19 protein-coding genes are annotated in these 24746 nt (G+C 38.6%); 3 read left to right on the forward strand and 16 right to left on the reverse strand.

Annotated features, from left to right (window positions below):
• Positions 1-221: 221 nt before the first annotated feature.
• On the forward strand, positions 222-410 hold the full coding sequence (gene rpmB, locus VRHSUH09_RS09655) for a 50S ribosomal protein L28 (RefSeq protein ID WP_008601135.1): 189 nt from the start codon (positions 222-224) through the stop codon (positions 408-410).
• 85 nt (positions 411-495) lie between these two features.
• Here the strand turns inward: rpmB and VRHSUH09_RS09660 are convergent, their stop codons facing one another.
• The 9 genes from VRHSUH09_RS09660 to tyrS form a co-directional block, all read right to left on the reverse strand.
• Positions 496-1485 (reverse strand): deoxyguanosinetriphosphate triphosphohydrolase, encoded by a 990-nt coding sequence (locus tag VRHSUH09_RS09660; protein WP_105082052.1) that lies wholly within the window; start codon positions 1483-1485, stop codon positions 496-498.
• The gene (locus VRHSUH09_RS09665; RefSeq protein ID WP_054748506.1) at positions 1482-2303 is read right to left on the reverse strand and encodes a pyruvate, water dikinase regulatory protein; all 822 of its coding nucleotides are present in this window, start codon (positions 2301-2303) and stop codon (positions 1482-1484) included. The genes VRHSUH09_RS09660 and VRHSUH09_RS09665 overlap by 4 nt, the downstream gene beginning before the upstream one ends.
• Before the next feature lie 10 nt (positions 2304-2313).
• Positions 2314-2943 carry a helix-turn-helix transcriptional regulator gene (locus tag VRHSUH09_RS09670; RefSeq protein ID WP_009351664.1) on the reverse strand — a complete coding sequence of 210 codons (630 nt, stop codon included), beginning with the start codon at positions 2941-2943 and terminating at the stop codon, positions 2314-2316.
• Between the two features lie 98 nt (positions 2944-3041).
• A complete protein-coding gene (ppsA, locus tag VRHSUH09_RS09675; protein ID WP_054748510.1) occupies positions 3042-5423 on the reverse strand; it encodes a phosphoenolpyruvate synthase in 2382 nt (793 codons plus the stop codon).
• Between the two features lie 796 nt (positions 5424-6219).
• Positions 6220-6828: a hypothetical protein gene (locus tag VRHSUH09_RS09685; protein ID WP_105082053.1), complete on the reverse strand. Its 609-nt coding sequence runs from the start codon at positions 6826-6828 to the stop codon at positions 6220-6222.
• Between the two features lie 410 nt (positions 6829-7238).
• Complete coding sequence (locus VRHSUH09_RS10440; RefSeq protein WP_167386492.1) at positions 7239-7685, reverse strand: hypothetical protein; 447 nt, start codon at positions 7683-7685, stop codon at positions 7239-7241.
• 2 nt (positions 7686-7687) lie between these two features.
• On the reverse strand, positions 7688-7930 hold the full coding sequence (locus tag VRHSUH09_RS09695) for a hypothetical protein (RefSeq protein WP_054748518.1): 243 nt from the start codon (positions 7928-7930) through the stop codon (positions 7688-7690).
• Positions 7927-8544 (reverse strand): NUDIX hydrolase, encoded by a 618-nt coding sequence (locus VRHSUH09_RS09700; RefSeq protein WP_105082054.1) that lies wholly within the window; start codon positions 8542-8544, stop codon positions 7927-7929. The genes VRHSUH09_RS09695 and VRHSUH09_RS09700 overlap by 4 nt, the downstream gene beginning before the upstream one ends.
• A 238-nt stretch (positions 8545-8782) precedes the next feature.
• Entirely contained in the window at positions 8783-9991 is a 1209-nt protein-coding gene (gene tyrS / locus VRHSUH09_RS09705; RefSeq protein WP_105082055.1) for a tyrosine--tRNA ligase, read from the reverse strand.
• A gap of 162 nt (positions 9992-10153) precedes the next feature.
• On the opposite strand from tyrS, the gene VRHSUH09_RS09710 reads away from it, so the two are divergent.
• Complete coding sequence (locus VRHSUH09_RS09710) at positions 10154-12247, forward strand: transglycosylase domain-containing protein (RefSeq protein WP_105082056.1); 2094 nt, start codon at positions 10154-10156, stop codon at positions 12245-12247.
• Between the two features lie 264 nt (positions 12248-12511).
• Positions 12512-13633 carry an IS1249 family transposase gene (locus tag VRHSUH09_RS09715; RefSeq protein WP_009351498.1) on the forward strand — a complete coding sequence of 374 codons (1122 nt, stop codon included), beginning with the start codon at positions 12512-12514 and terminating at the stop codon, positions 13631-13633.
• Between the two features lie 138 nt (positions 13634-13771).
• Here VRHSUH09_RS09715 and VRHSUH09_RS09720 read toward each other — a convergent pair whose 3' ends face one another.
• The 7 genes from VRHSUH09_RS09720 to VRHSUH09_RS09750 form a co-directional block, all read right to left on the reverse strand.
• Positions 13772-16150, reverse strand: coding sequence for an endonuclease MutS2 (locus VRHSUH09_RS09720; RefSeq protein ID WP_105082081.1), 2379 nt, complete (start codon positions 16148-16150; stop codon positions 13772-13774).
• Between the two features lie 13 nt (positions 16151-16163).
• Positions 16164-18587, reverse strand: coding sequence for a U32 family peptidase (locus VRHSUH09_RS09725; RefSeq protein ID WP_105082057.1), 2424 nt, complete (start codon positions 18585-18587; stop codon positions 16164-16166).
• An 88-nt stretch (positions 18588-18675) separates the two neighbouring features.
• The gene (gene pheT / locus VRHSUH09_RS09730) at positions 18676-21120 is read right to left on the reverse strand and encodes a phenylalanine--tRNA ligase subunit beta (RefSeq protein WP_105082058.1); all 2445 of its coding nucleotides are present in this window, start codon (positions 21118-21120) and stop codon (positions 18676-18678) included.
• 9 nt (positions 21121-21129) lie between these two features.
• Positions 21130-22152: a phenylalanine--tRNA ligase subunit alpha gene (pheS, locus tag VRHSUH09_RS09735; protein WP_105082059.1), complete on the reverse strand. Its 1023-nt coding sequence runs from the start codon at positions 22150-22152 to the stop codon at positions 21130-21132.
• 36 nt (positions 22153-22188) lie between these two features.
• Positions 22189-22653, reverse strand: coding sequence for a PaaI family thioesterase (locus tag VRHSUH09_RS09740; RefSeq protein ID WP_105082060.1), 465 nt, complete (start codon positions 22651-22653; stop codon positions 22189-22191).
• Positions 22654-22819: 166 nt separating this feature from the next.
• On the reverse strand, positions 22820-24031 hold the full coding sequence (locus VRHSUH09_RS09745) for an ABC transporter permease (protein ID WP_009351697.1): 1212 nt from the start codon (positions 24029-24031) through the stop codon (positions 22820-22822).
• A complete protein-coding gene (locus tag VRHSUH09_RS09750; RefSeq protein WP_009351652.1) occupies positions 24024-24746 on the reverse strand; it encodes an ABC transporter ATP-binding protein in 723 nt (240 codons plus the stop codon). The genes VRHSUH09_RS09745 and VRHSUH09_RS09750 overlap by 8 nt, the downstream gene beginning before the upstream one ends.

Genomic DNA, 24746 nt, shown 5'->3' on the forward strand with positions numbered 1-24746 from the left:
AAACTCCTTTAAATATACGATAAACACATGAGATATATCCAATTTCTGTATATCCTTGTGTAAAAGCCCACTCATATCATAGAATATGATATATAGTATACCTTATATTGTAGTATATTTCATAAAAAGAGCAATATGTACGATAAAAATACTTGCTTTAACCTACTCTTTATGATAATATACTTTTGTTATGTTATAGATTAAGCTTGGAGGTGGAAACTATGGCAAACCTTTGCGAAGTATGTGGCAAATCCACATCTAGCGGTATGAACGTGAGTCATTCTCACATTCGCACAAGAAAAACTTGGAAACCGAACATTCAAAGAGTACGGGCGGTTGTAGACGGTGCTACTAAAAAAGTAAACGTATGCACTCGCTGCCTTCGTTCTAATAAAGTTACACGCGCGTAAAATAAAAAGTACATGTACTCTTTGGGGTTCTAGAGCCCCAAAAAAAGCAGTTAGTTCAAATTGAACTAACTGCTTTTTTTGTTATTTATAAGGTAATATTTGGAATATAGTATTGTTTAAAGAGCTTAATAGCATATTGATCTGTTAAGCCGGCCACATAGTCTACTACATCGAGTGTAGAATAAAATTCCTTACCACTTTCACACCCTTCCATATCATCTGGGTGCTCCATAAAATAAGTAAATAAATTTTTTACTACATGGGATGCCTTTTTACGATCAGGAATTAACGCTGGTGCCAAGTAAACGTTTTTAAACATAAATTGGCGGAATAGATTCATAGTCATTTCCACATCACTGGACATAGATATGGCTGGCTTGTCTAAAGATTCTCGTACCATATCCTCTACCATGGCTGTAATCATGCTAGATGGAGTCATCCCGAAATGCTCGCGCACTTCAAAAGGTAACTCCTCAGCGGTCAACATACCTGCCCGTTGTGCATCGTCAAAATCGTGGCACAAATAAGCAATACGGTCTACAATACGAATGATTTGACCTTCCAAAGTGACAGGGATATGTGCCCCTGTATGACCTACGATGCCATCACGTACAGCAGTCGTTAAATTAAGACCTTGGTGGTCGCCATGCTTTTCTAAGACTTCAACCATACGCAAGCTTTGCTCATTATGATTAAAGTGCCCCACCATGTCGCGCAATGCATATTCACCGACGTGACCAAATGGCGTATGTCCCACATCGTGACCCATGGCAATAGCCTCTACAAGATCTTCGTTTAAACGCAATGCACGTGCCACAGTGCGCCCAATTTGACCTACCTCAAGGGTATGAGTCATACGCGTCCGATAATGGTCGCCTGGTGCAATATAAACCTGTGTCTTATGCTTTAACCGTCTAAAACATTTACTGTGAATAATGCGGTCCCGATCTCGTTGGAACGCTGTTCTAAGTGGATCGGGAGCTTCCTCTACATCACGGATGGCATCGCGACTTTTAGCTGCATAGGGGGACAGGAGTAAAGCCTCCCGTTCCTCTATTTGTTCTCGTATATTCATCTACCCTCCGATGCGCGGTTTTTATCGATTAACTGCATCACAAGAGAAGCTGTTTCTTCAATGGATTTATTAGAAACATCTAATACTTGGCAGTGCAAACGGCGCATAATAGCTTTCGCATATTCTAGTTCAGCCTGAATACGCTCAATGGATGCATAGTTTGCTTCGTCTTCAAGACCGATAGCGCGTAAACGTTCACTACGAATATTATTTAATTTGAATGGGTCAATAATAAGGCCTACAATTTTTTTTGCTGGAATTTTGAATAACTCCTCTGGCAATGGTACTTCAGGTACCAACGGCAAATTGGCAGCTTTAACTTTTTTATACGCCAAGAACATAGATAATGGAGTCTTACTAGTTCTAGATACACCAATGATGACAACATCTGCCTTTTCAAAGCCAGATGGGTTTTTACCATCGTCATATTTTACGGCAAATTCAATGGCTTCCACCTTTTTGAAATATTCTTGGTCAAGCTTATGAACCATACCTGCTGTCATACGTGGTTTTGTAGTCGCCACAGTACCTACTGCATCGAGAACAGGCCCCATGATATCTACAGCAGGAATATTGTACTCTGCTACCTTCTCATGAAGATATTTGCGCAAAGACTCGGACACGATAGTATGACAAATAACGTGATGACCACGCTTTGCATCGTCTACGATTTCATCGATTTGGCTTTCACTATCGATATAAGGAATGCGCACAATCTCAATTTGTTCTTTATCATATTGACTCGCCGTAGCTCGCGCTACAGCCTCTGCGGTTTCCCCTAGGGAATCCGATATTGCATAAATAATTTTTTCTGCCATTCTATCAACCTCAATGTATGCTACATTCTAAAAATACTTTTGCTACCGTCGTTTTTGACACGCGGCCCACGACCTTTAAGCGTTTCTTGTTCCCTACGTCCTCGCGAACAACAACAGGTAAACAATCTACTTCATAATCTATCATCTTCTGAGCCGCCTCTACTAACGTATCGGTAGGCTCCACAGTTATAACCTTACTAACAGGGGTCATGATCATAGATATAGGCATGGCGTGCGAATCTGTTTGTCCCATAGAGGCGCGCAGTAAATCTTTTCGAGATACGACGCCTACTAGGTACGAATCATCACACACTAATATCGTACCTACATCCTCTGTAAATATAGTAACAATCGTGTCATATAAACTAGTTTCCCCACTAACCACGACTGCTTGAGATAATACATCACTTACCAGAAATGACTTTAATCGCTCAGCCGTTTGTGTTTCCTTTGAAAGTCCTACGTAGTAATAACCTACATTTGGTCGCGCATCTAGCACACCTAACATAGTTAATACAGATAAATCTGAACGCAATGCAGATCGTGTAACCTCTAAATGTTCAGCAATGGCACTGCCTGTTACAGGTCCTTCTTCACGAACGATTTGAGCAATTTGTTCTTGTCGTTTCGACAGTTTCACACGGTAACCCCCTTTCATCTCTGTTTGTATTATATCCTAAGTTACCATTCAGAAAAAGAGGAGACCTACGGGCCTCCTCTTTCACCATAACTATATTATTACCAATTTAGTTCGTCAGATTCTTGACGACCACGACCAGTCATAGCATCGAGCATAATTCTTTGTTCGATTTGAGCCACCATTTTCTTAGTGCTCACAACCGCATCTGGGTTAACAGAAATGGAGTCGATACCGCTCTTCACGAGGAATTCGCAAAGTTCAGGGTACACGCTTGGTGCTTGGCCACAGATGGATACAGTTTTGCCATCTTTATGCGCCACTTCAATGAGATGACGAATTGCTCTGCGAACTGCTAGATTACGTTCATCATAGATATGTTGAACTGTTTCGTTATCACGGTCACAACCGAGAACGAGCATAGTCAAGTCGTTAGAACCGATGGAATAACCATCTACGTATTTATTGAATTGATCAGCTAAGATGATGTTGGATGGAATCTCAGCCATGAGCCAAACTTTGAAGTCCTTACTACGAGCAAGACCTTCTTGAGCCATTAAATTAGTTACTAATTCAGCTTCCTCTACAGTACGGCAGAATGGAATCATAACTTGCAAGTTTTTGAAACCAAATTCATTGCGTACTTTTTTGATTGCTTCTAATTCTAATTTGAAAGCAGGTGTGTATTTTGGATCATAGTAACGAGAAGCACCACGCCAGCCAAGTAAAGCACTGGATTCATGAGGTTCGTATTTGTCGCCACCTTTAAGATCACGGTATTCGCTAGATTTGAAGTCGCTCAAGCGAACTACTACTTGGCGAGGAGCTAAGGCTTGGCAAACTTTACGCATACCTTCAGCCAATGTATTTACGGCAAAATCACTACGGCCTGTTTCGATAAGATGTAATGGATGTTCGTGAATGAAAGTAGTCCAAATGAACTCTTCACGCATTAGACCAATACCATCACATGGCAACACACCATGTTTTTCAGCCAAATCAGGATCGCCTAAGTTCATATAAATTTTAGTGCCTGTTACAGGAACAGATTCAGCAACAACGCCTGCAGTAGCTTGTGCTTCTGGCTTTTTAACGATATCTTCTAATACGCCATCGTATACGATGCCATTTGTAGCATCAACAGTAATCATTTGACCATCTTTAATGGATGTTGTTGCTTCATGGCTACGGCTCTTAGTACCTACGATACAAGGAATACCAAGCTCACGGCTAACGATGGACGCATGACAAGTCATACCGCCAGCATCAGTAACAATAGCTTTTGCCTTTTTCATAGCCGGTACCCAGTCAGGAGCAGTCATAGCAGTGACAAGGATTTCACCTTCTTTGAACTCATCAATATCCTCAGGATTGATGATAACGTGAGCTTTACCTGCTGCATTACCAGGAGAAGCTGGTAAACCTTTTACAATAATTTCACGATTGCCAGTATCTAGAGTGTTAGCTTGCTCAGTTGTTTCTGATTTTTCTTTACGAGACCATACTGTTTCTGGACGAGCTTGTAAGATCCAAATCTTATCATCTCGCTCATCTACGCCCCATTCCATATCCATGTAACAACCATAATGTTTTTCGATTGCTTTTGCATATTTAGCTAATTCTAAAACTTGAGCATCTGTAATAACTTGTTTTTTAGCTTCATCTGCTGGAACAACTTCTTCAACGCAGTCTCCATCAGCTTTGCGAACTAAACGGATATGTTTGTCATTAATCATACGATCAGTAATTTCCATTTTAGCTTTATCTACATGGAAATTATCTGGTGTAACTGTACCTTGTACAACGTACTCACCAAGGCCCCAAGAACCTTCGATAAGGATATTGTTATCATTGCCTGTTACAAGGTCAACAGTGAACATTACGCCAGCGGCTTTAGAGAATACCATCATTTGAACGGCAGCACTCAATGCTACTGTCATATGATCGAAACCTTGTTTTACACGGTAATATGTGGCACGGTCTGTGAAAGTAGATGCGTAGCATTCTTTTACTTTCTCGATGATAACGTCAGCACCACGTACATTTAAATATGTATCTTGTTGGCCTGCGAAGCTTGCATCTGGCAAGTCTTCTGCTGTTGCACTAGAACGAACTGCTACGAATGGATTTTCTTCGTTTACTTTTTTACCAAGTTCTTCATAAGCATGACGGATAGCATCTGCCAATTCTTTAGGCATTTCTTCTTCGCAAATCATGCGGCGAATTTTAGCACATACTTCACGCAATAATGCAGAATTTTCTACATCATCTAACGCATCAAGTTCAGCGCGGATTTTATCTTCCAAACCTGTTGCTTTCATAAACTCACGATAACCATGAGCAGTTGTAGCAAAACCGTAAGGTACAGGTACATTAGTGGAGGATGTCAATTCCCCTAAGGAAGAAGACTTACCACCAACTAAATTAACATCTTCACGTTGTAATTCATCAAACCAAAGTACGTATGCTGTTTCGCGATTCATGTGAGAACCTCCTAATCAATTAGTGCAACACATTAAACCTTTTACACATAAATAGTATACCTTAATTTGCAATCTGTCAATTTTTATAGCATTAATATGCTGATTAAACTGAATACAAACTAAAAAAGATGATTGCCTAATACTAGACAATCACCTTTTAAATTATAAGCACTAGTATTTAATAGTAATCTCTAATGTAGAGTATAAGGTAAATACTATGACTGTGGTAACTAGGAATATGAGTTTGTTTATGTTAGTCAGACGATATAAGGTTAAAAATTGCAATATGCAAGTATAGAATATAACTATATTTCCCAATAAGCCCACAACATTCCACATGAGAAAGCTCCAATTACTGTCATCGAGATAATCTAAGCTCAAAAAATAGGATTGTAAATTAAGTTTAATACTAGCAAATAAGAAACATAGTCCCATAAAGTAAACTGATATTATTATTAGCTTTTTCAGGGATACAGTACACCATAACCGATATAGAATCCATAATAATAAAATAGCTATGATTAATCTCAATAAAATAGTTATATAGTCAATACAAAAAATTACTATAGTACTAAAGTATGAAAGTATCTCAACATCATTAATAATTGGTGCTATATGAAGAACATCAACACCTATATCTCCCAAAACAAGTCGTAGCAGTACCCAAGATACAGTATATAAACCTAAAGCACCTTTTAAAGTTATAGTTTCAATTACTTGACCAATTCCAACAGATTCAGGACGTATAAAGAGATTAATAAAGGTTTGTAACATTATAATTCCTTTCAAGTTGGAGTTAAGAGATTGATTGAATAAAGATATTTTGAAGTTCTGTAACACCTAGAAGTACTACTATAACAAATATAGTTATCCCCAATCTATTAACTTTTGTCAATTTATATAACAATACAATAAAGAGAAACACAATATAAATCTCTGATATACCTGCTATAAATTTTAAGGAATCATATATTGTCTTTGCCCAGAATGGACTATATACATATAAATACTGAATTGGATACAATAGAAACAATCTTATAAAATCAGGAATTTGTTGTAAACAGGCTAATATTAAAGATACCTTTAATAGTTTTGTAAATTTTACCTCTGTCCAAATGTTAAAATTAGCCCAACAAAGGAATGCTATAAAAATACTTATTAAGATAATACTACTAAAGTTAAGAATATAAGGGAATAAACTAAAACCTATATATTGATCTATGGACAAAGGATACATTACTTTCCAATACTTAACATGTCCACCTACGAGCATTATTAATAAGTGGTTTATAAACCATATCATTAAAAAGAATGAAAACAAAGACTTAATGGTTTCATTTTCCATTATGTAACTTGCGCCAGTTGAAATAGGTTTAAACAACAACAACTTTAAAGATTTTTTCATAAAACAATTCTTTCTATTACTATAAATTGTGATTACTGATATATCTTCTAATGCGCTAAACTTTATCTTCATCCGTATGAAGATTTAAATATTTTATTGCATTTATACTGATATAATCTGATAGAAAATATAAGCTAATGTAATACTTAAAATAATAAGAAAAGTAATTCTTTCTACTTTATAGGATCTTTTATAGGTTCCATAAACAACATCATTAAGCCAAGGAAATAATATTCCAACTAAACAGAAAAACAGTATAATCAGAGAATTAAAAATATAATCTGGCATATCAATTAATTTGATTAAAATTGTATCTAGTAAATTATTTAATAACATTCATATTACCTATACTTTATAGACATAACCGTTTTCACTGTTTTCACTAATTTATTATTTACTCTGGATTGTTATTAGTCTCTTATTCTGCCTGGTTGTAGTAAAAATATATACATACCTAAAAAAAGAAACTCAGAAATCTCTTCATTTATAAGTCTACTCGATAAAATTAATATTATAAAAACAGGATATACCCAAAATGGTATACCGATATCAGAAGCTCGTCTCATACCTGTCATAAAAAAGAAAGTGAAACCATATATACAAAATGAATACCCTAGAATATTATATATCAATCCATCGCTAAAGGTATTAGCATACAACGCACTATGGCCATACTTTAAGGATATAACAGCTACTACAAAAGAAAATCCACTTCCAAAAAAGAAGAGTAAGCGTCCTAATGGAACTCTAGGATTTATAAACTTAACTTCTTTTATTGTTCCCAATAAAATCAATAATATTGATATTAATATCCCTATAGGAAGCATTGCAAAACCAAGCCAATTTAATATTTCCAAATTTACTCACCAAATACTATTTTCATTAAAATCATGAACAAAACAAAAAATAAGTTAACCCAAAATATTCCTGTTTCACTAAGGTTATAATGTATCATAAGTAGATATCCGCCACACACAGCTATTAAGCTTAATATAGCAAGTATGATTTCATATTTTTCTAAACGACTATTTTCTTTATATCTCTTATATAAAACATAAGACACGTATATAATCCATAACCATGGAACAAATTCAGGTTTCATTTAACTTCCTTATATATATCTAAAAAGTTCTTCAGTACTCGCCCCGTTAGTCCCCATATGGTGTATTGTTTATAGGGATAGAAATAGACGGAGTAGTTTTGTCTGATTTTCCAATCAATATTGTAGCCCTCCAATAAATGGAACGGAAAGTCTTTTAAAGGCTTAGTTCCAATGTCTAGATGCCCCACCGTCGGTTCCATGTCTAATAGATATTGTAATGGAACGGTGAACACCTCTCCTACTTCGTCTGGATTTGGTTTCAAATCGCTTGTATGCAGGCGCACGGCTACGGCATATAGCTTGACACCTATCGCAGATACTAAGCAGTCTAAATTGCCCAGAACTTCAATTTGATCTAAATCGATACCCAGTTCCTCAGAGCATTCACGCATGGCAGCATGGGCACCACTTTTATCATTAGGCTCACAATGTCCACCAGGAAAACTGATTTCACCTGGTTGACGGCGTAGCTTATTACTGCGCACAGTAAATACTACATGATCTTCCCCATCGATTTCTAATAATGGTACAGCTACTGCCGCAGTTATAACATCAATATCGGTAAGAACAGTATGTTCTCGTTGTTCTAAAAAGTTGCTTAGTTCTTTGTCCATATATAGTCCTCTTACTTTATAGATACTATACAATATCTGTATAAATCTTTTATGTGTTAAATTTGTATTTTATATTTGTATCTGTATTTATATCTGTATTTATATTTTATATTTATTATACATTAACTTGCAGCCAAATCCGTTTAATCTTAAGTATAGGATACAGTAGCAGAAATTCTTATAGATAAAATAGACAAAAAAAACTGTGATGAGGTTTCTATCTCATCACAGTTTCATATTAGTTAAATTTAATTTTTACAAATTTACGTTTACCAACTTGAACGATCATGCCATCTTCAAGGGTAAGGTTTTCTTCTGTATATTTTTCACCGTTTACTTTGAAAGCACCAGCTTTAATGGAGCGACGTGCTTCACCATTAGAAGCAGTCAAACCAGCATCTGTACAGAATTGTGGTACAAAGATTGGTTCTGTTGGCGCATCCATAGCGTATTCAGGAATATCTGTAGGCAACGCGCGTTGTTGGAATACGCGTTTAAATTCTTCTTCTGCCTCAAGAGCAGCGTCTTCACCATGGTACAAACGAACGATTGTACGAGCTAATTGCATTTTAGCATCACGTGGATGTAATTCACCACTTTCAAGACGTTTTTCCATGTCCTCTTGTTCTTCAATTGGCATATCTGTAACGAGCATGAAGTAGCGCATCATCAATTCATCAGGAATGGACATTGCTTTACCGTACATTTCTTTAGGTTCTTCATCGATACCGATGTAGTTACCTAAAGATTTACTCATTTTTTGAACCCCATCAAGGCCTTCAAGCAATGGCATTGTGATAACAACTTGTGGTTCTTGACCTTCTAATTCTTGTAAATGACGACCCATTAACAAGTTGAAAGTCTGGTCTGTACCACCAAATTCAACGTCAGCATGTAAAGCGACGGAATCATGACCTTGCATCAATGGATACATAAATTCATGAACACCAATTGCACGACCTTCTTTGAAACGTTTATTGAAATCATCACGTTCCATCATACGCGCTACAGTGTAAGAACTTGCCAAGCGAAGTACATCAGCAAAGTTCATGGATTCAAGCCATTCACTGTTGTCGCGAACGATAGTTTTTTCAGGATCCAACACTTTGAAGATTTGTGTTTTATATGTTTCAGCATTTTTCAATACTTCTTCTTTTGTAAGTGGTGGACGAGTAACGCTTTTACCAGTAGGATCACCAATACGTGCAGTGAAACCACCAATAACAATAACTACTTGATGACCAAATTCTTGGAACAAACGTAATTTACGAAGTGGTACAGTATGACCCAAATGAATATCTGGCGCTGTTGGGTCCAAACCTAATTTTACAACCAAAGGTTTATTTTCCTTAATGGATCTTTCTATTTTTTTTACAAGATCTTGTTCGTTAATTAAATCTGCTACGCCGTGTTTAATTTGGCGCACTTGTTCTTGAGCACTAACCATGATAATCCTCCTCGAAATACTATTGTTTTAGTATACCATTATCTAAAAACTTTCACAATTATATATATAGTATTGGTTTTAAGCCATTTATGATATAATATTTATAACTGCGTAATAGAATTTACGTTATATTTACTAACAAAAGAAAAAAGAGGTGACTCTATGAGTAATAACTCAAATGCGAGAAGCAGCCGCCGTTCTAACGGTAGCGGCTCTACACCGAAGAAAACAAGTCCGAAGCGTCTATTTTGGATTTGTGCCCTTCTCCTTATACTCATCGTAGCCGGAGGTGGCTGTGGTTTTATCAGTGCCACACTGTCTAACCTACCAGATGTATCCAATGTACGTCCTTCCGCATCGTCTCAAATTTACGATGTGCATGGTAATCTCATCACAACGGTTCATTCCACAGAGAATCGATTACCAGTACCTTTAAAAGATGTACCAAAGGATTTACAAAACGCCTTTGTTGCTACTGAGGACTCTCGCTTCTATTCCCATCACGGTATCGACCCAGTTGGTATCTTGCGTGCTGTATGGGTTAACCTTGTTCATAGTGGCGTTTCTGAAGGTGGTTCTACTATCACTCAACAGTTAGCGCGTAATGCATTCTTATCTCAAGACAGAACATTTAAACGTAAAATTTCTGAAGCATTGCTAGCACTAAAAATTGAACAACATTACACAAAGGATGAAATCCTTGAAATGTACATGAACCAAATCTACTTTGGTCAAGGTGCATACGGTGTACAATCTGCAGCTCATGTGTACTTTGGTAAGGATGCTAGCCAATTAACGCTTGCCCAAGCAGCTCTCATTGCGGGCTTACCACAAAGTCCTAACTACTACTCTCCATTCAATGATTTAGAGGCTAGTAAAAAACGTCAAGCCGTTGTATTAGGCCAAATGGTTAAATACGGTTACATTACACAAGAGCAGGCCGATGAAGCGCGCCAAGCAGATTTAGGCTTAGTAGCAAAACAAGAACAAACGCATGAGAAATCTAATGCGTCTTACTTCATTAACTATGTTATTGCACAAGTTTCTGAAAAATATGGTGACGATGCAATCTATAAAGATGGTTTAAAAATTTATACCACACTCGATATGGATGCACAAAATGCAGCTGTAGCAGCAATGCAAAACTTGCCTAACTACTACACTGATAGCAATGGTTTACATCAACCTCAAGGTGCTATCGTAGCTATGAATCCACACAACGGTTATATTATGGCTATGGTTGGTGGCCGTGGTGATGATGCATTTAACCGTGCTACACAAGCAGAACGTCAACCAGGTTCCGCTATGAAACCATTTGTATATTTAGCAGCTATTCAATCTGGTAAAACTCCTGGTTCTATCGTAGATGACAGCCCTGTTACATTTGGTAGCTGGAGCCCTAAAAACTATGAAAACGACTTCGTAGGTAATATTACATACCGCTACGCATTACAACATTCTCGTAACGTAGCAGCAGTAAAAATTGCTGATGAAGTGGGTATGACTAAGGTTATTAAACTTGCTAAAGAAATGGGTATCTCTACTCTAACTGATCAAGATTACAACTTGTCTACAGCACTTGGTGGTTTAACACATGGTGTTACCCCTCTTGAAATGGTACAAGCTTACGGCGTTCTCGCTAATGGCGGTATCAAAGTTCAACCTACGGCAATCCTTAAAATTGTAGATCGCAACGGTCAAGTTGTGGAGGAACACTCCATCCAAGAAAAACGCGTTGTAGACGAAAAAGATGCAGCAATCATTACAAATATGCTAGAATCCGTTATAAATGGCGGTACTGGTGGTAATGCCGCAATCGGTCGTCCTGCAGCAGGTAAAACTGGTACAACAGATGATTCCAAGGATGCTTGGTTCGTTGGTTACACGCCTGATTTAGTAGCTGCCGTTTGGATTGGTGATGACTATGGCTCGGAAACATTACGAGGCATCACCGGTGGTGACACACCTGCTATTATGTGGGGCCAATTCATGGCAAATGCTCTTGCCAATACCCCTGCTTCTGACTTCTCTGTTCCTGCTAGCGCACAATCAGCTGTCTCTGAAGGTTATTACAACCCTGCAAAAGCACAGCCTAAAAAAGAAGCCGCTAAGGACGAAAAGGCAGATAAAAAAGACGATAAAGACAAGTCAAAAGATGAAGCAGTAAAAGATGACAGTGGCTCTTCTAAAGAGGAAGTTAGTGAACAAAAATCTAATTCATCTAAGAGCAAAAAATCTAGTAAAAAGGATCGCTAATTTTTAGTATTCCTCAAGAAGAGGCGGAACGTAATGTTCCGCCTCTTTTGTTTATCAAAAAAGGTGGGTTATAGGACAAAACGTGTTGGTTTTATAGGCGATGGAGCCAGTAAATTACTGCTTCCATCGCCATTTTAAGTTCTTTTGATAAACTTAGAGGGTGGACAAAATGTGTTGGTAAAAAGTCCCAAACCCCTTGATTTTACTGGCTTCAATAAGGTTATATCTTCTTAGAAAATCGTGTTCTAAGTGGAGGGAATAATCATGCTGGTAAGATGTATAAATTGTGGATTTTCTTGTCAAAAATATGGGAAAACTAAAGCTGGATCACAACGATGGCATTGTAAGCAGTGTAACATCACCTTTACACAAACTATTGATAATACTACTAAATGTTTTCATCGATTTCTAAATTGGTTATTTAGTAAAGAAACACAACAGGACATGCCTGGGCAGGGCCGTACATTTCGTAGACAGATAGCTGATTTCTGGCAAATATGGCCTATGCCGCCCAAAATTGAAACCTCGAGAGATGTGGTATTCGTTGATGGTATTTACTTAGCTAAAAAAGCTTGTATTTTGATCTGTTATGATGGTGAATATGTATTAGGGTGGTATTTATGTAGGTCAGAACAGTCTCGCTCATGGCAAGCTCTTATGCAGCGAATAGCGACACCCATTGTGGTCGTTTCTGATGGTGGACCTGGTCTTAGAAAAGCATTAAAAAAAGTTTGGCGTACCGCCAAGCTTCAACGTTGTATTGTTCATGCCGTATGGCAAGTACATCGTTACACTACTAGGCGGCCTAAGACATTAGCAGGCATTATGTTAAAAGATTTAGCAAGCGATTTATATAACGTAAAAACACAGGAAGATGCAAAAATATGGATTCAACGATTATTTAATTGGAGGGTGACTTTTAAAGAGTTTCTAAGTGAAATGACACGTGATAGTAATGATAATTTAAGAGCTACGCATGAACGATTATTAAAAGCCTATAACTCTCTAGTGGTATTAATTAATACAGAGACAATGTTTCGATATTTAGATGAAACATTGGTGTTGGATAAAGAATGTCCGAGGACTAATAACCCTATTGAAGGCGGAGTAAACGCACAACTCAGACGTTTATTGCGTTACCATCGAGGGATGTCTGTAGAAAAACGCATAAAAGCGGTCTTTTGGTGGTGTTATTTACACTCACCAAGACCGCTTTCTGCAAAAGAAATACTTAAGGTAATGCCAACTGATGCAAGTATTTCTAAAATATATAGTTCTATGAATGAAAGAGCCCAACTTCAAGGCATAATTCCAACTTGGGGGGATGCCATTTCTTGGGGTGATTTGCATAACTATGACAAATTATCTTTCAATGATTGGGATTAAAGTACCAACACGTTTTGTCCTATAACCCAAAAAGGTAGTAAGTTCAAAGAACTTACTACCTTTTTCTATTGCCCACTAATGATATCTAACTATGTAACATAACAATATAAAATACCATCGATAAAACAATGATTTAGTTTATTTTAGAACTACATTCGTAGCCCCTGCACCACCTTCATCATAGCCTGCTGTTTCAAAGTGAGCTACATGCGGTAAGGTGCGCAAATATTGATGTACACCTTCTCGTAATGCACCAGTACCCTTACCGTGGATAATGCGTACTTGATTGACACCACCCAGTAAGGCTTGGTCAATAAATCTACCAACAGATACTGTCGCTTCATCTACAGTTTGACCGAGAATATTGATTTCAGTGCGAACCTCTTTTTGGCGTTGTACAGCAGAACCACCCATACGTTTTCGTGTCTTAGGCATGGATGCCTTTTGTTCACGAGCCAGCTTATTGCCTTCTTCACGTGTAGTAGATTGTAATTCGCTAACCTTAACTGTAGCTGTTAATCCATTAATATCTACATTCACTCGATTACCATTGATAGACAATACAGTACCTAATGAGCGCAATGACGTAACATATACAGCTTGGCCCACCTTAATAGCATCTGCCGTCAAGGACTTGCGATCATCATCTATTGGAGCTTCTGGTACATGCACATTAGAGATGCCCTTACGAGCTTCATTGATGGCAGATTGACGCTTATCTTTATTTGTTTCAGAGAATTGCGCTTTCAATTGCTTGATAATCGCTTCCCCTTCAACGCGTAAGCTACGTTTCATAGATTCTGCATCGGCTTGAGCCTTGGCTAAGATTTGTTTGCGTTTTTCGTTAAACTGTTTCTTTTCCTTCTCTAATTGACCACGCATACGACGTGTTTCATCTAGCTCTTTCTTTAACACTCTTTCACGTTCAGAGGCTTTACGAAGTTGTTCATTCAAATCTGAAAGAACCTCTTCCATTTCATGACTACCAAATTGAGATTTATATTCTGCTGCGCGCGTCACAATATCCTTTGGTAAGCCTAAGCGTGCAGCAATACTCAATGCATGGCTACTACCGGCTACGCCGATATGGAGTCGATACGTTGGTTTTAATGTGCGCTCATCAAACTCTACATGACCATTTTCAATACCTTCCGTATGGTATGCATAATTTTTAAGCTCATTATAATGGGTACTTACCATCATGAGAGCCCCTTTTTTACGGAAGAACTCAAGGATAGATACAGCAAGTGCACTACCTTCTTCTGGATCAGTACCAGATCCAAGCTCATCTAATAATACTAAGTCATTTGGACCACAATGTTTGATGATAGATATAACTTGTGTCATATGAGCAGAGAACGTACTAAGGCTGGCCTCAATGCTTTGCTCGTCCCCAATATCGGCAAAGATATTATGGAATATAGGTAACATAGAACCGTGATCGGCAGGAATAAATAAACCACATTGATTCATTAAACTCAATAACCCTAAAGTTTTTAGGGATACTGTTTTACCACCTGTATTAGAACCAGTAATTAATAAAATACGATACGATGTGCCCAATTGAATATTCGTAGGCACTACCACATTTGGTGGAATTAATGGATGACGAGCTCTCATGAGATTAACTGTTCTATCAGTACTCAAGATTGCTGGTACACCTTTATAAGAAATAGCAAGGCTCGCCTTACCATATACAAATTCGATGTGTGAAACCTTTTCACAAGCATCCATCAAATCATTACTATGTTGTTTTACAAGGGCTGATAATTCACGGTAAATACGCAATACCTCTTGCTCTTCACCAATTAATGCCTCTTGTAATTCATTATTTAGATTCACCAAGCGCATCGGTTCAATATATAAGGTTTGACCCGTTGCAGAACGGTCGTGAATAAGACCATCAAAATATTGGCGATATTCCTGTTTTACAGGGATTACATAGCGATTATTACGCTGCGTAATAATTGCTTCTTGGAAATACTTTTGATTATCCTTGTCGTGCAAAATAGCTTGAATATCGTTTTTAATCTTTTCACGAGTTTTAATAATCGTATTTCTAAGGCTCGCCAACTTAGGAGATGCTGTATCAAGCAATTCCCCTTTTTCATCAAAGACTCGTTTAAAACGGTTTTCAATACGATCTGTATTCGGCATATCCTGTACCCATAGGGATAGCAATGGATACTCCATATATTTTGTTCTAAAGAACTTTGTCATACGCTTATAAGCACCAATGGTCAAATATATATCCCACAATGCTTCACGAGTAAGAACAAAATCTTTACGACTCTTTTTACAGGATTCACGAATATCTCGCGTACCGCCTAACGGTTGTTCTACCTCAGTTTGCAAAGAACGCATGGCTTCTGCTGTTTCATCAAGGTTCTCTTGAATAGCTTTAGCATCCGTCATGGGTTCAATATGCATAGCTAACTCTTTAGCAATGGTAGAACTACAGTGCTGTTTTAATTGTTCTTTTATATGGTGAAAGTCTAATACATCTTCGTTAAACAATGTACTACCTCTTTTATAAAATACCTCTAAAATAGTGGCCCCTTGTAATAGGTGTATCATCTTTACCTACACTTTTAGGCGGAGCCTCTTTTGTTCCATTTTGAATGGATACATAATCTGCTACGATTGTACGTAATCTCTTTGGATCCATATGTCTACCATCGATACGCAATATATGTAGCCCTTTTCGATGTAACTCTGGTACGTAGGCACGCATGTCCATTTCATGACTATTCATGATATGCATGCGGCAATAAGGATCTGTACGCAATGGGAACACTTCCCCTTTACGGTCTTTCAATGCATAGTCCTCGGCTACACATGGCATAGGACAGTTTTCCTTCTTGCCAGTGCCCACAAAGCTTGCGATGGCACAGTATTCAGAAATCATCATTTCCGTGTAACCATGTACCATAATTTCTAATGGCAATTTAGTAGATTTTTGCAAGTTAACAAGTTGTGCCAAGGTTAACTCTAAAGATGGCGCTATGCTACTCATATTAAAGTCTTGCCATACTTGTAGTGCAGAGCCATTAAATATGTTAAGACCTGTATCAGCTTCAATAGCACCTGTATATCCTAAATCACGGAGCCACAATAGAGCTTGTGGTACATGAATAGAAATACCATCTGGTTTAGCCTCAACTATGGCCTTAAGAGTACTCATATACGCTTCAACTTCATCATCTTTCACGACGCGAGGCGTAGCAAATACACAAAGCACATTATGTGCTTTACAAAGAGTAGCTACCTTTTCGTAAATGCTGAGTTCATAAGGCTTGCGTTGTAAACGATCACCACCAAAGATAATCTTCTTAGCGCCCCCTTCAATAGCAGCTTTTACAGAATCTAATTCATCAACGCGAGCACTCACCATTGGCTCTGTGTACTGAATCGTATCCTTAGCTACTAAGGATGACATATCTTGGGGTTCTACGGCAAGTTCTGCCCAAGCTTTTTCATGCTCTGTAATTAACAGAGTTTCTAAAGCCTCCACTGCATCGCGACGCAATGCATTTAACACACTAGCAGGCCACATATATGGACCTTCTGGAATAGACATAGAGCCTAGAGTAAACAATGTATTACCTAATCGTCCTACTTGATCTGTAACCTTCTCTAATGTAGTCGGTTTATTATTAGCATAAACAGGTTCAAACTCATTAGATACTGTGACCGTACGACCGTCGTTTAATACAAAGGTAAGATCTGTACAAGGCTGTTCTCGGTCTGTATTAATAGATAGATACCCATGTACCTCTAATTTAGCACTAAAGTCTTGTAAGCCCCGTTGCTTTTGAGATTTTGGCGTGGATGCTAAGAATACTTGTCCTGCTGCAAAGCCTTCATCAGGTTTACCTACAAAATGCTTTTCATCAACTAAAGACCAATTCTGATCGATTTGATAGTACGTAATACTACCAGAAGCTTGCATGACCTTTAAGAGTGAACCTTTTTCAATCGGTTCTGTCAGGTACAAATGAACTTGTCCCTTTTTGACCTCTGCTTTGCCAATCAATTTCCCTTGATTATTTGGGGCCACAACGGTCATCATGGATTTTCCTACATGGTCTGTTAAATAATCTGTAGAGAACCCACGATTAAAGCCAGAAGCCAATGCATCGGCATCAGAAGAGTCTATATGAGCCGTATCTAAAATATGACGATAGGTTCCAATAACTTGACGCACATAGGAAACCTTTTTCATACGTCCTTCTACCTTAAAGGACGTAACACCGGCCGCCACAAGTTCATTCATATGTTCACTATAGTTAAGATCCTTTGGACTCAATAGATAGGCTTCGTGTTTTGGCAATAAGCTAGTGCCTGATGAATCCAATAGCTCATAAGGCAAGCGGCAAGGTTGTGCACAAGCACCACGGTTGCCACTGCGACCACCGATGAAAGAACTCATTAAGCATTGACCAGAATAACATACGCACAAGGCGCCGTGTACGAAGACTTCGATTTCAGCTGTACAATTTTTACAAATATGTTCAATTTCAGGAAGGCTCAATTCACGAGCTAATACAACACGGGTAAAACCGAGGCTTTCATAAAAACGAACAGCATCTAATGTAGCAGCCGTCATCTGCGTACTGCCATGCAAGTGAAGTTTAGGAGCCACTCGTTGTGCCAATTTAGCAACTGCTAAATCTTGAACGATAATAGCATCCACACCGATGCGCTCTAAGTCCTTTAAATACGCCTCGAGAGCCTTTAATTCGGAATCACCTATGAGGATATTTACGGTTACATATACGGACACATCTAAAATATGAGCCAAACGAATAGCCTCAGCCAGTTCTTCAATGCCAAAGTTTGCTGCATGAGCACGGGCATTAAAGCCTTTACCGCCAAGATAAATAGCATCAGCTCCAGATTCTAAAGCGGCTATAAAGTTTTCCATCGTACCGGCAGGAGCCAATAATTCCATGGATAATCCTTTCTACCTAACTAAAGGTATAACTATAGTACTAAAAGGGTTTACCATATGGTAAACCCTTTCAATATACTGCTTGAGATTAACGTAATCTGCAGTTAATTTCTGCTAATGCATCGATAATAGCTTGAATGTTACCATCAATATCTTCATCATTCAACGTGCCTTCCATAGAGCGGAATTGCAAGTTGTATGCAAGACTGCGGTAACCAGCTTCGATATGTTCACCTTCGTAAACGTCGAAGATAGATGCACTTTCTAAATATTCGCCACCATGCTCTTTAATAATAGATAAAATTTCACCACTAGATACGGACACAGGTGCCACAATAGCAAGGTCACGGCTAGTACCTGGGAATTTACTGAAAGATGTATAGCGGAATGGTGGAATCGTTAAGGATAATACTGCTTCCAAATCGATTTCAAACATGTATACTTTTCCTGGTAAATCAAAGTTTTTGCTCACTTGTGGATGTAATTCACCATATTGAGCAATCATTTTACCATCAACTACGTATTGAGCACTTACACCAGGGTGGAAGTAAGGTTCAGAGCCACGATTAATTTCATAGCCTTTAACACCTAGTTCAGCCAACAACGCATCTACGATACCTTTTACATCATAGAAATCTGTAGTGCGTTCTGCTTGATTCCAGCCAGCTTGATTTGCTTTGCCCATCAAGATACCACAAGCCATAGGGCGTTCATGAGGTACCTCTGTCAAAGGCAATGCTTTGGGTTCATATACATTCGCTGTTTCAAACAACCAAAGATCCTTATTTTGTTGCGCAATATTGCGTTTCGCAGCTTCGATAACAGCTGGCACCAATGTAGTACGCATATAAGGGAATTCTTCGGAAATAGGATTCAAAATTGGAATGGCTGTATAACGGCTATCCCCTTCAGGAAGCATCATATTGGAAAGGCCATCTTTATGCATAAAGCTAAATGTAATGATTTGAGTCATACCCAATTTAGCTAACGTATGTGTTACCTCTTTCGTAAGAGCTTTCTTAGGCGTCATACCACCAGAGGACAATACGGCTACAGGAATTGTAGGAGCGATATTATCATAGTTATAAATACGAGCGACCTCTTCAGCGATATCAGGCATTACTGTTACGTCACCGCGCCATGTTGGAACGAGGGCAGATAATTGGTCCCCTTCTTCAGTTACAACGAATTCAAGAGCAGTCAAAATGCGAACCATTTCGTCTTTTTCGATATTTGTACCCAAGTAATCATTGATTTGTTTTGCTGTGAAAGTAACTGTATGTTGCTCTACAGGGTTCTTGTACACATCGATAATGCCTACATCAACTTTACAGGATGGGCAAATTTGTTGCAACAACTGTGCTGCTCTGTCGATAGCATAGGCAGTATATTTATGGTTTACGCCACGTTCAAAACGTCCAGATGCTTCAGAGCGCATGCCAAGAGCTTTTGCAGTACGGCGAATGGATGGACCATTAAACACAGCAGCTTCAAACATAACTGTAGTCGTTTCATTCGTTACTTCGCTGTCAAAACCGCCCATAATACCAGCTACGCCTACAGGGCGTTCTGCATCGGCAATAATAAGCATGGAGTCATTTAATTCCCGTTCAGAACCATCGAGTGTTACAAGTACTTCGCCATTTTTAGCGCGTCTAGCCACTAATGTATGACCTTTTACATGGTCATAGTCGTATGCGTGCATAGGTTGTCCTAGCTCTAACATAACGTAGTTTGTAACGTCTACTACATTATTGATAGGACGAATGCCACTGTTGCGCAAACGGTTTTGCATCCACAATGGAGATGGCTCTACCTTAACATCAGTTACTACGCGAGCAGTGAAACGAGTACAAAGATCATCTGCCTCAATCTCAACAGCTGCTTTGCCTTCAATAGACTCACCATTTTCGTTGACCATGATAACTGGGAATAGAGCTTTTTGATTTGTCATCATTCCGAATTCACGGGATAAACCAACCATGGAGAAACAGTCCGCACGGTTTGCAGTCAATTCAAATTCATATACTATGTCGTTTAAGCCTAATACATCTTTTACATCAAGGCCGATTGGTGTGCCTTCAGGAAAGATATAAATACCTTGTGCTTCTTCTGGCAATACTAAATCGCTGGAGATACCAAATTCTGCAACAGAACAGAACATACCTTCAGATACCTCGCCGCGCAATTTACCTTTTTTAATTTCTGTTCCATCAGCTAAGCGAGATTTATGGTACGCTACAGGTACGATTTGACCTACCGCTACATTTGTTGCTGCTGTTACGATTTGCTTAGTAACAGGCTCACCTTCTTCAGTAAGACATTCTACTTGGCATACTTGTAATTTATCTGCATCTGGATGTTTCGTAATTTCTACGATTTTACCAGTATAAATTTTCTTAATGCCATTATCCATAGGAATGACATCTTCTACAGGAATCCCTGCTTGTGTTAATTCATCGGCCAATTCTTGAGCAGGACGATTCATATCCACAGGCACGTATTCGTTCATCCACTGTAAACTTGCTTTCATGAGTTCCTCCTAAAATTGTTCCAAGAATCGTACATCATCTTCAAAGAATAGACGTAAATCGTTAATACCGTATAACAGCATTGCAATACGTTCTACGCCCATGCCAAAGGCAAAGCCTTTAACCTTTTCAGGATCGTACCCATTAATGCGCAATACGTCAGGATGAACCATGCCGCAGCCTAAGATTTCAAGCCAACCTGTATGAGAGCATACACGACAACCATCACCACCACACATTACACAAGAAATATCTACCTCTGCAGATGGTTCTGTGAATGGGAAGAAGCTTGTACGGAAACGTACCTTTGTTTCATCCCCATACATGTGACGCAAGAAGGACTCTAATGTGCCTTTCAAATCAGCAAATGTAATATGCTCATCGATGATGAGACCTTCCACTTGATGGAATACTGGGGAATGTGTTGCATCATAATCCCAACGATAAACCTTACCAGGCGCAATCATACGGATTGGGCTGTTAGGCTCATGACGTTGCATTGTACGAGCTTGTACTGGAGATGTATGCGTACGCAATAAGAAGTTTTCTGTAATATAGAAGGAATCTTGCATATCGCGTGCTGGATGATCTTTAGGCAAGTTTAAGCATTCGAAGTTAAAGTAATCCTGTTCAATTTCTGGCCCCTCTTCAACGGTATAACCCATTTTCATAAAGAAGTCTTCAATCATTTCATTAACCTTTGTTAATGGATGAATATGGCCAGTTTTTGGTACACGACCAGGCAATGTAATATCGATGCGTTCTTGTTCTAAACGAGCGTTTAACTCTGCCGTTTCCATACGAACTTTAATCGTATCAATTTCGGCTTCTAATGCTTCACGAACAGCATTAACGAGGGCGCCAGCCTTCGGGCGTTCTTCTGGAGATAATTTACCAAGACCTTTTAGTAATGCCGTTACCTCACCTTTTTTACCTAAATATTTAACGCGTATATCTTGCAGTGATTGTATATCTGTCAACCCTTTAATCGCATCAAGAGCTTCAGCCTTAATCCGTTGTAATTCTTCTTTCATTAAAGCATCCTCCTATATTTAAAAGTCTAAACTATATTATACCAAATCAGGGTTGTCTTCTTCAATAAAACGCCATGGTAATTCAGGTAATGACTTCTCTTCTAGTACAAAAAATGTACCACGTGCCAAGTGAACAAGTTCACCTAATTCATTATAGATACGTGCTGTAGCAACCATAGTTGTTTTACCATTATGCTCTACATTGGCTACACCGCGCAATACAGTACCACCCTTAACGGATTTTACATAGTTACCATTAAGATCAATAGTGCTAACAGATTTGCCCAATGTGAAACAAGCGGTCCCCATTACACTATCTGCTAAACCAATACAAACGGCACCATGTAAATCCCCTCGAAAATTACAATACTCTGTATCATTTGTTTGTAAGGTCATTTCTGCATGACCTGGTTCAACTGCTGTAACTTCTGAATCTTTCACCCAAGAAAATTGATTTTGAGCTCGTAATTCGTTGAAATATTCTAATAATGTTGTAGCCATCTGTTTCTCCAATCAATATACTTACACATCCCATGGATATTTTATATAAAACTTACAAAAATAGTGCGTTACATCATACATATTGTATCATGCAACGCACCATATGCGAACAACTCTATCTAATTATATGACATGTTCTTAACAAATCACTATGCCAAGTTCAAAACTATTCATAATGTAATGCATCGATTGGATTAAGTTTTGCTGCTTTACGAGCAGGATAAATACCAAATACCAAACCGATTGCCACGGAGAAGGCGAATGACATTACGATGGTTGGAATAGAAATAACAGTACTCATCCCCGAGGCCATACCAATTAACTTAGAAGACCCAACGCCGAGAATAATACCTATGATACCACCCATCAAACTAATTACAATAGCTTCGATAAGGAACTGTGTGACAATGACATTATAAGTTGCACCCAATGCTTTACGCACACCGATTTCTCGAGTCCGTTCAGTAACGGATACAAGCATGATATTCATAATACCGATACCACCAACTACGAGAGAAATAGCCGCTACTGCACCTAGGAACAATGTCAATGTCCCCGTTGTTTCTTCCATAGTTTCCATAATGGAGTTCATATTTTGAATGTTAAAGTCATCAAGATTTGTATCTTTGATACCATGTCGTACACGTAATAAGTTTTCAATATCGGACTGCAAGCGATCGATACCATTTTCATCTTTGCCTACCACATATATCATTCGTAAATAATCAATGCCGTCTACCCGTTCCATAGCTGTTGTGTAAGGAATAATCACCATGTCATCTTGGTCATTACCCATAGCGCCACTACCTTTACTATTGAGTACCCCAATAATGCGGAATGGAATATTCTTAACACGTATCTCTTTACCTACAGGATCTTCATCACCAAATAGATTTTTAACAACTGTTTTACCAACTACAGCTACGCGCTCACGATTCTGTACATTTTTTTCAGATAAGAATCGACCAGACTTCATGGTCCAGTTATTAACATCTAAATAATTAGCATTAACACCAGATACTGAAGTAGTCCAGTTTTTATTTTGATAAATAACTACATATCCGCCATTTGTCATTGGGCTTGCAGCTTTAACGCCATCTAGTTTTGCAATCGCTTCGTAGTCAGCTACCTTTAAGGATTTCATGGATCCTGGCGATGGTCGTACCCCTGGAGTACGCGGCGCACCTGGCATAACCATCAATAAATTTGAACCTAAGCTAGAAATGGAGTTTTGAATATCTTGCTTTACACCATTACCAATAGATACTAAAGCAATGACGGCAGCTACACCGATAATAATACCTAGCATGGTTAAAATGGAACGCATTTTATTAGCAATGAGGGATGCCCATGCCATCAAGAAACTCTCTTTATACATGAGTCACCTCCTGTACAGGTGTCATATTATGATTCTGGGAGTCTTCTACAATTAACCCATCTCGTAATACTACATTGCGACTTGCATACGTAGCAATCTCAGGCTCATGAGTAACGAGAATAATTGTACGGCCCTCGTCATAAAGCCCTCTGAAGATGTTCATAACGTCGATAGTAGACTTAGAATCAAGATTACCTGTCGGTTCATCGGCCATAATGATGGCTGGATTGTTCGCCAATGCACGAGCTATGGCTACACGTTGCCGCTGACCACCAGATAACTCGGATGGCAAGTGATCCATGCGGTCACCAAGACCAACAGACGCTAATAAGGCAGCAGCACGTTCATTACGTGTTTTTTTATCCATCCCTGCGTAAATCATAGGGAGCGCTACATTTTCTACAGCCGTTAATTTTGTTAATAAGTTAAAACTTTGGAATACAAAGCCTATTTGTTTATTTCGTACAAAGGCCAGTTCATCATCAGATAAAGTAGCTACCTCATCTCCATTTAGACGATAGGAACCTGTCGTTGGCCGATCTAAACAACCAAGAATGTTCATAAAGGTAGATTTACCTGAGCCAGAAGGACCCATGATAGATACGAATTCGCCTTTATTGACCTGTAAGTCGATACCATGCAATACAGGCACCGATAATTTACCATTTACATAGGTCTTCGTAATCCCTTGTATATCGATTACTGTTTGATTCAT

This window comes from Veillonella rogosae JCM 15642 (assembly GCF_002959775.1).
GTDB classification, from domain to species: domain Bacteria; phylum Bacillota; class Negativicutes; order Veillonellales; family Veillonellaceae; genus Veillonella; species Veillonella rogosae.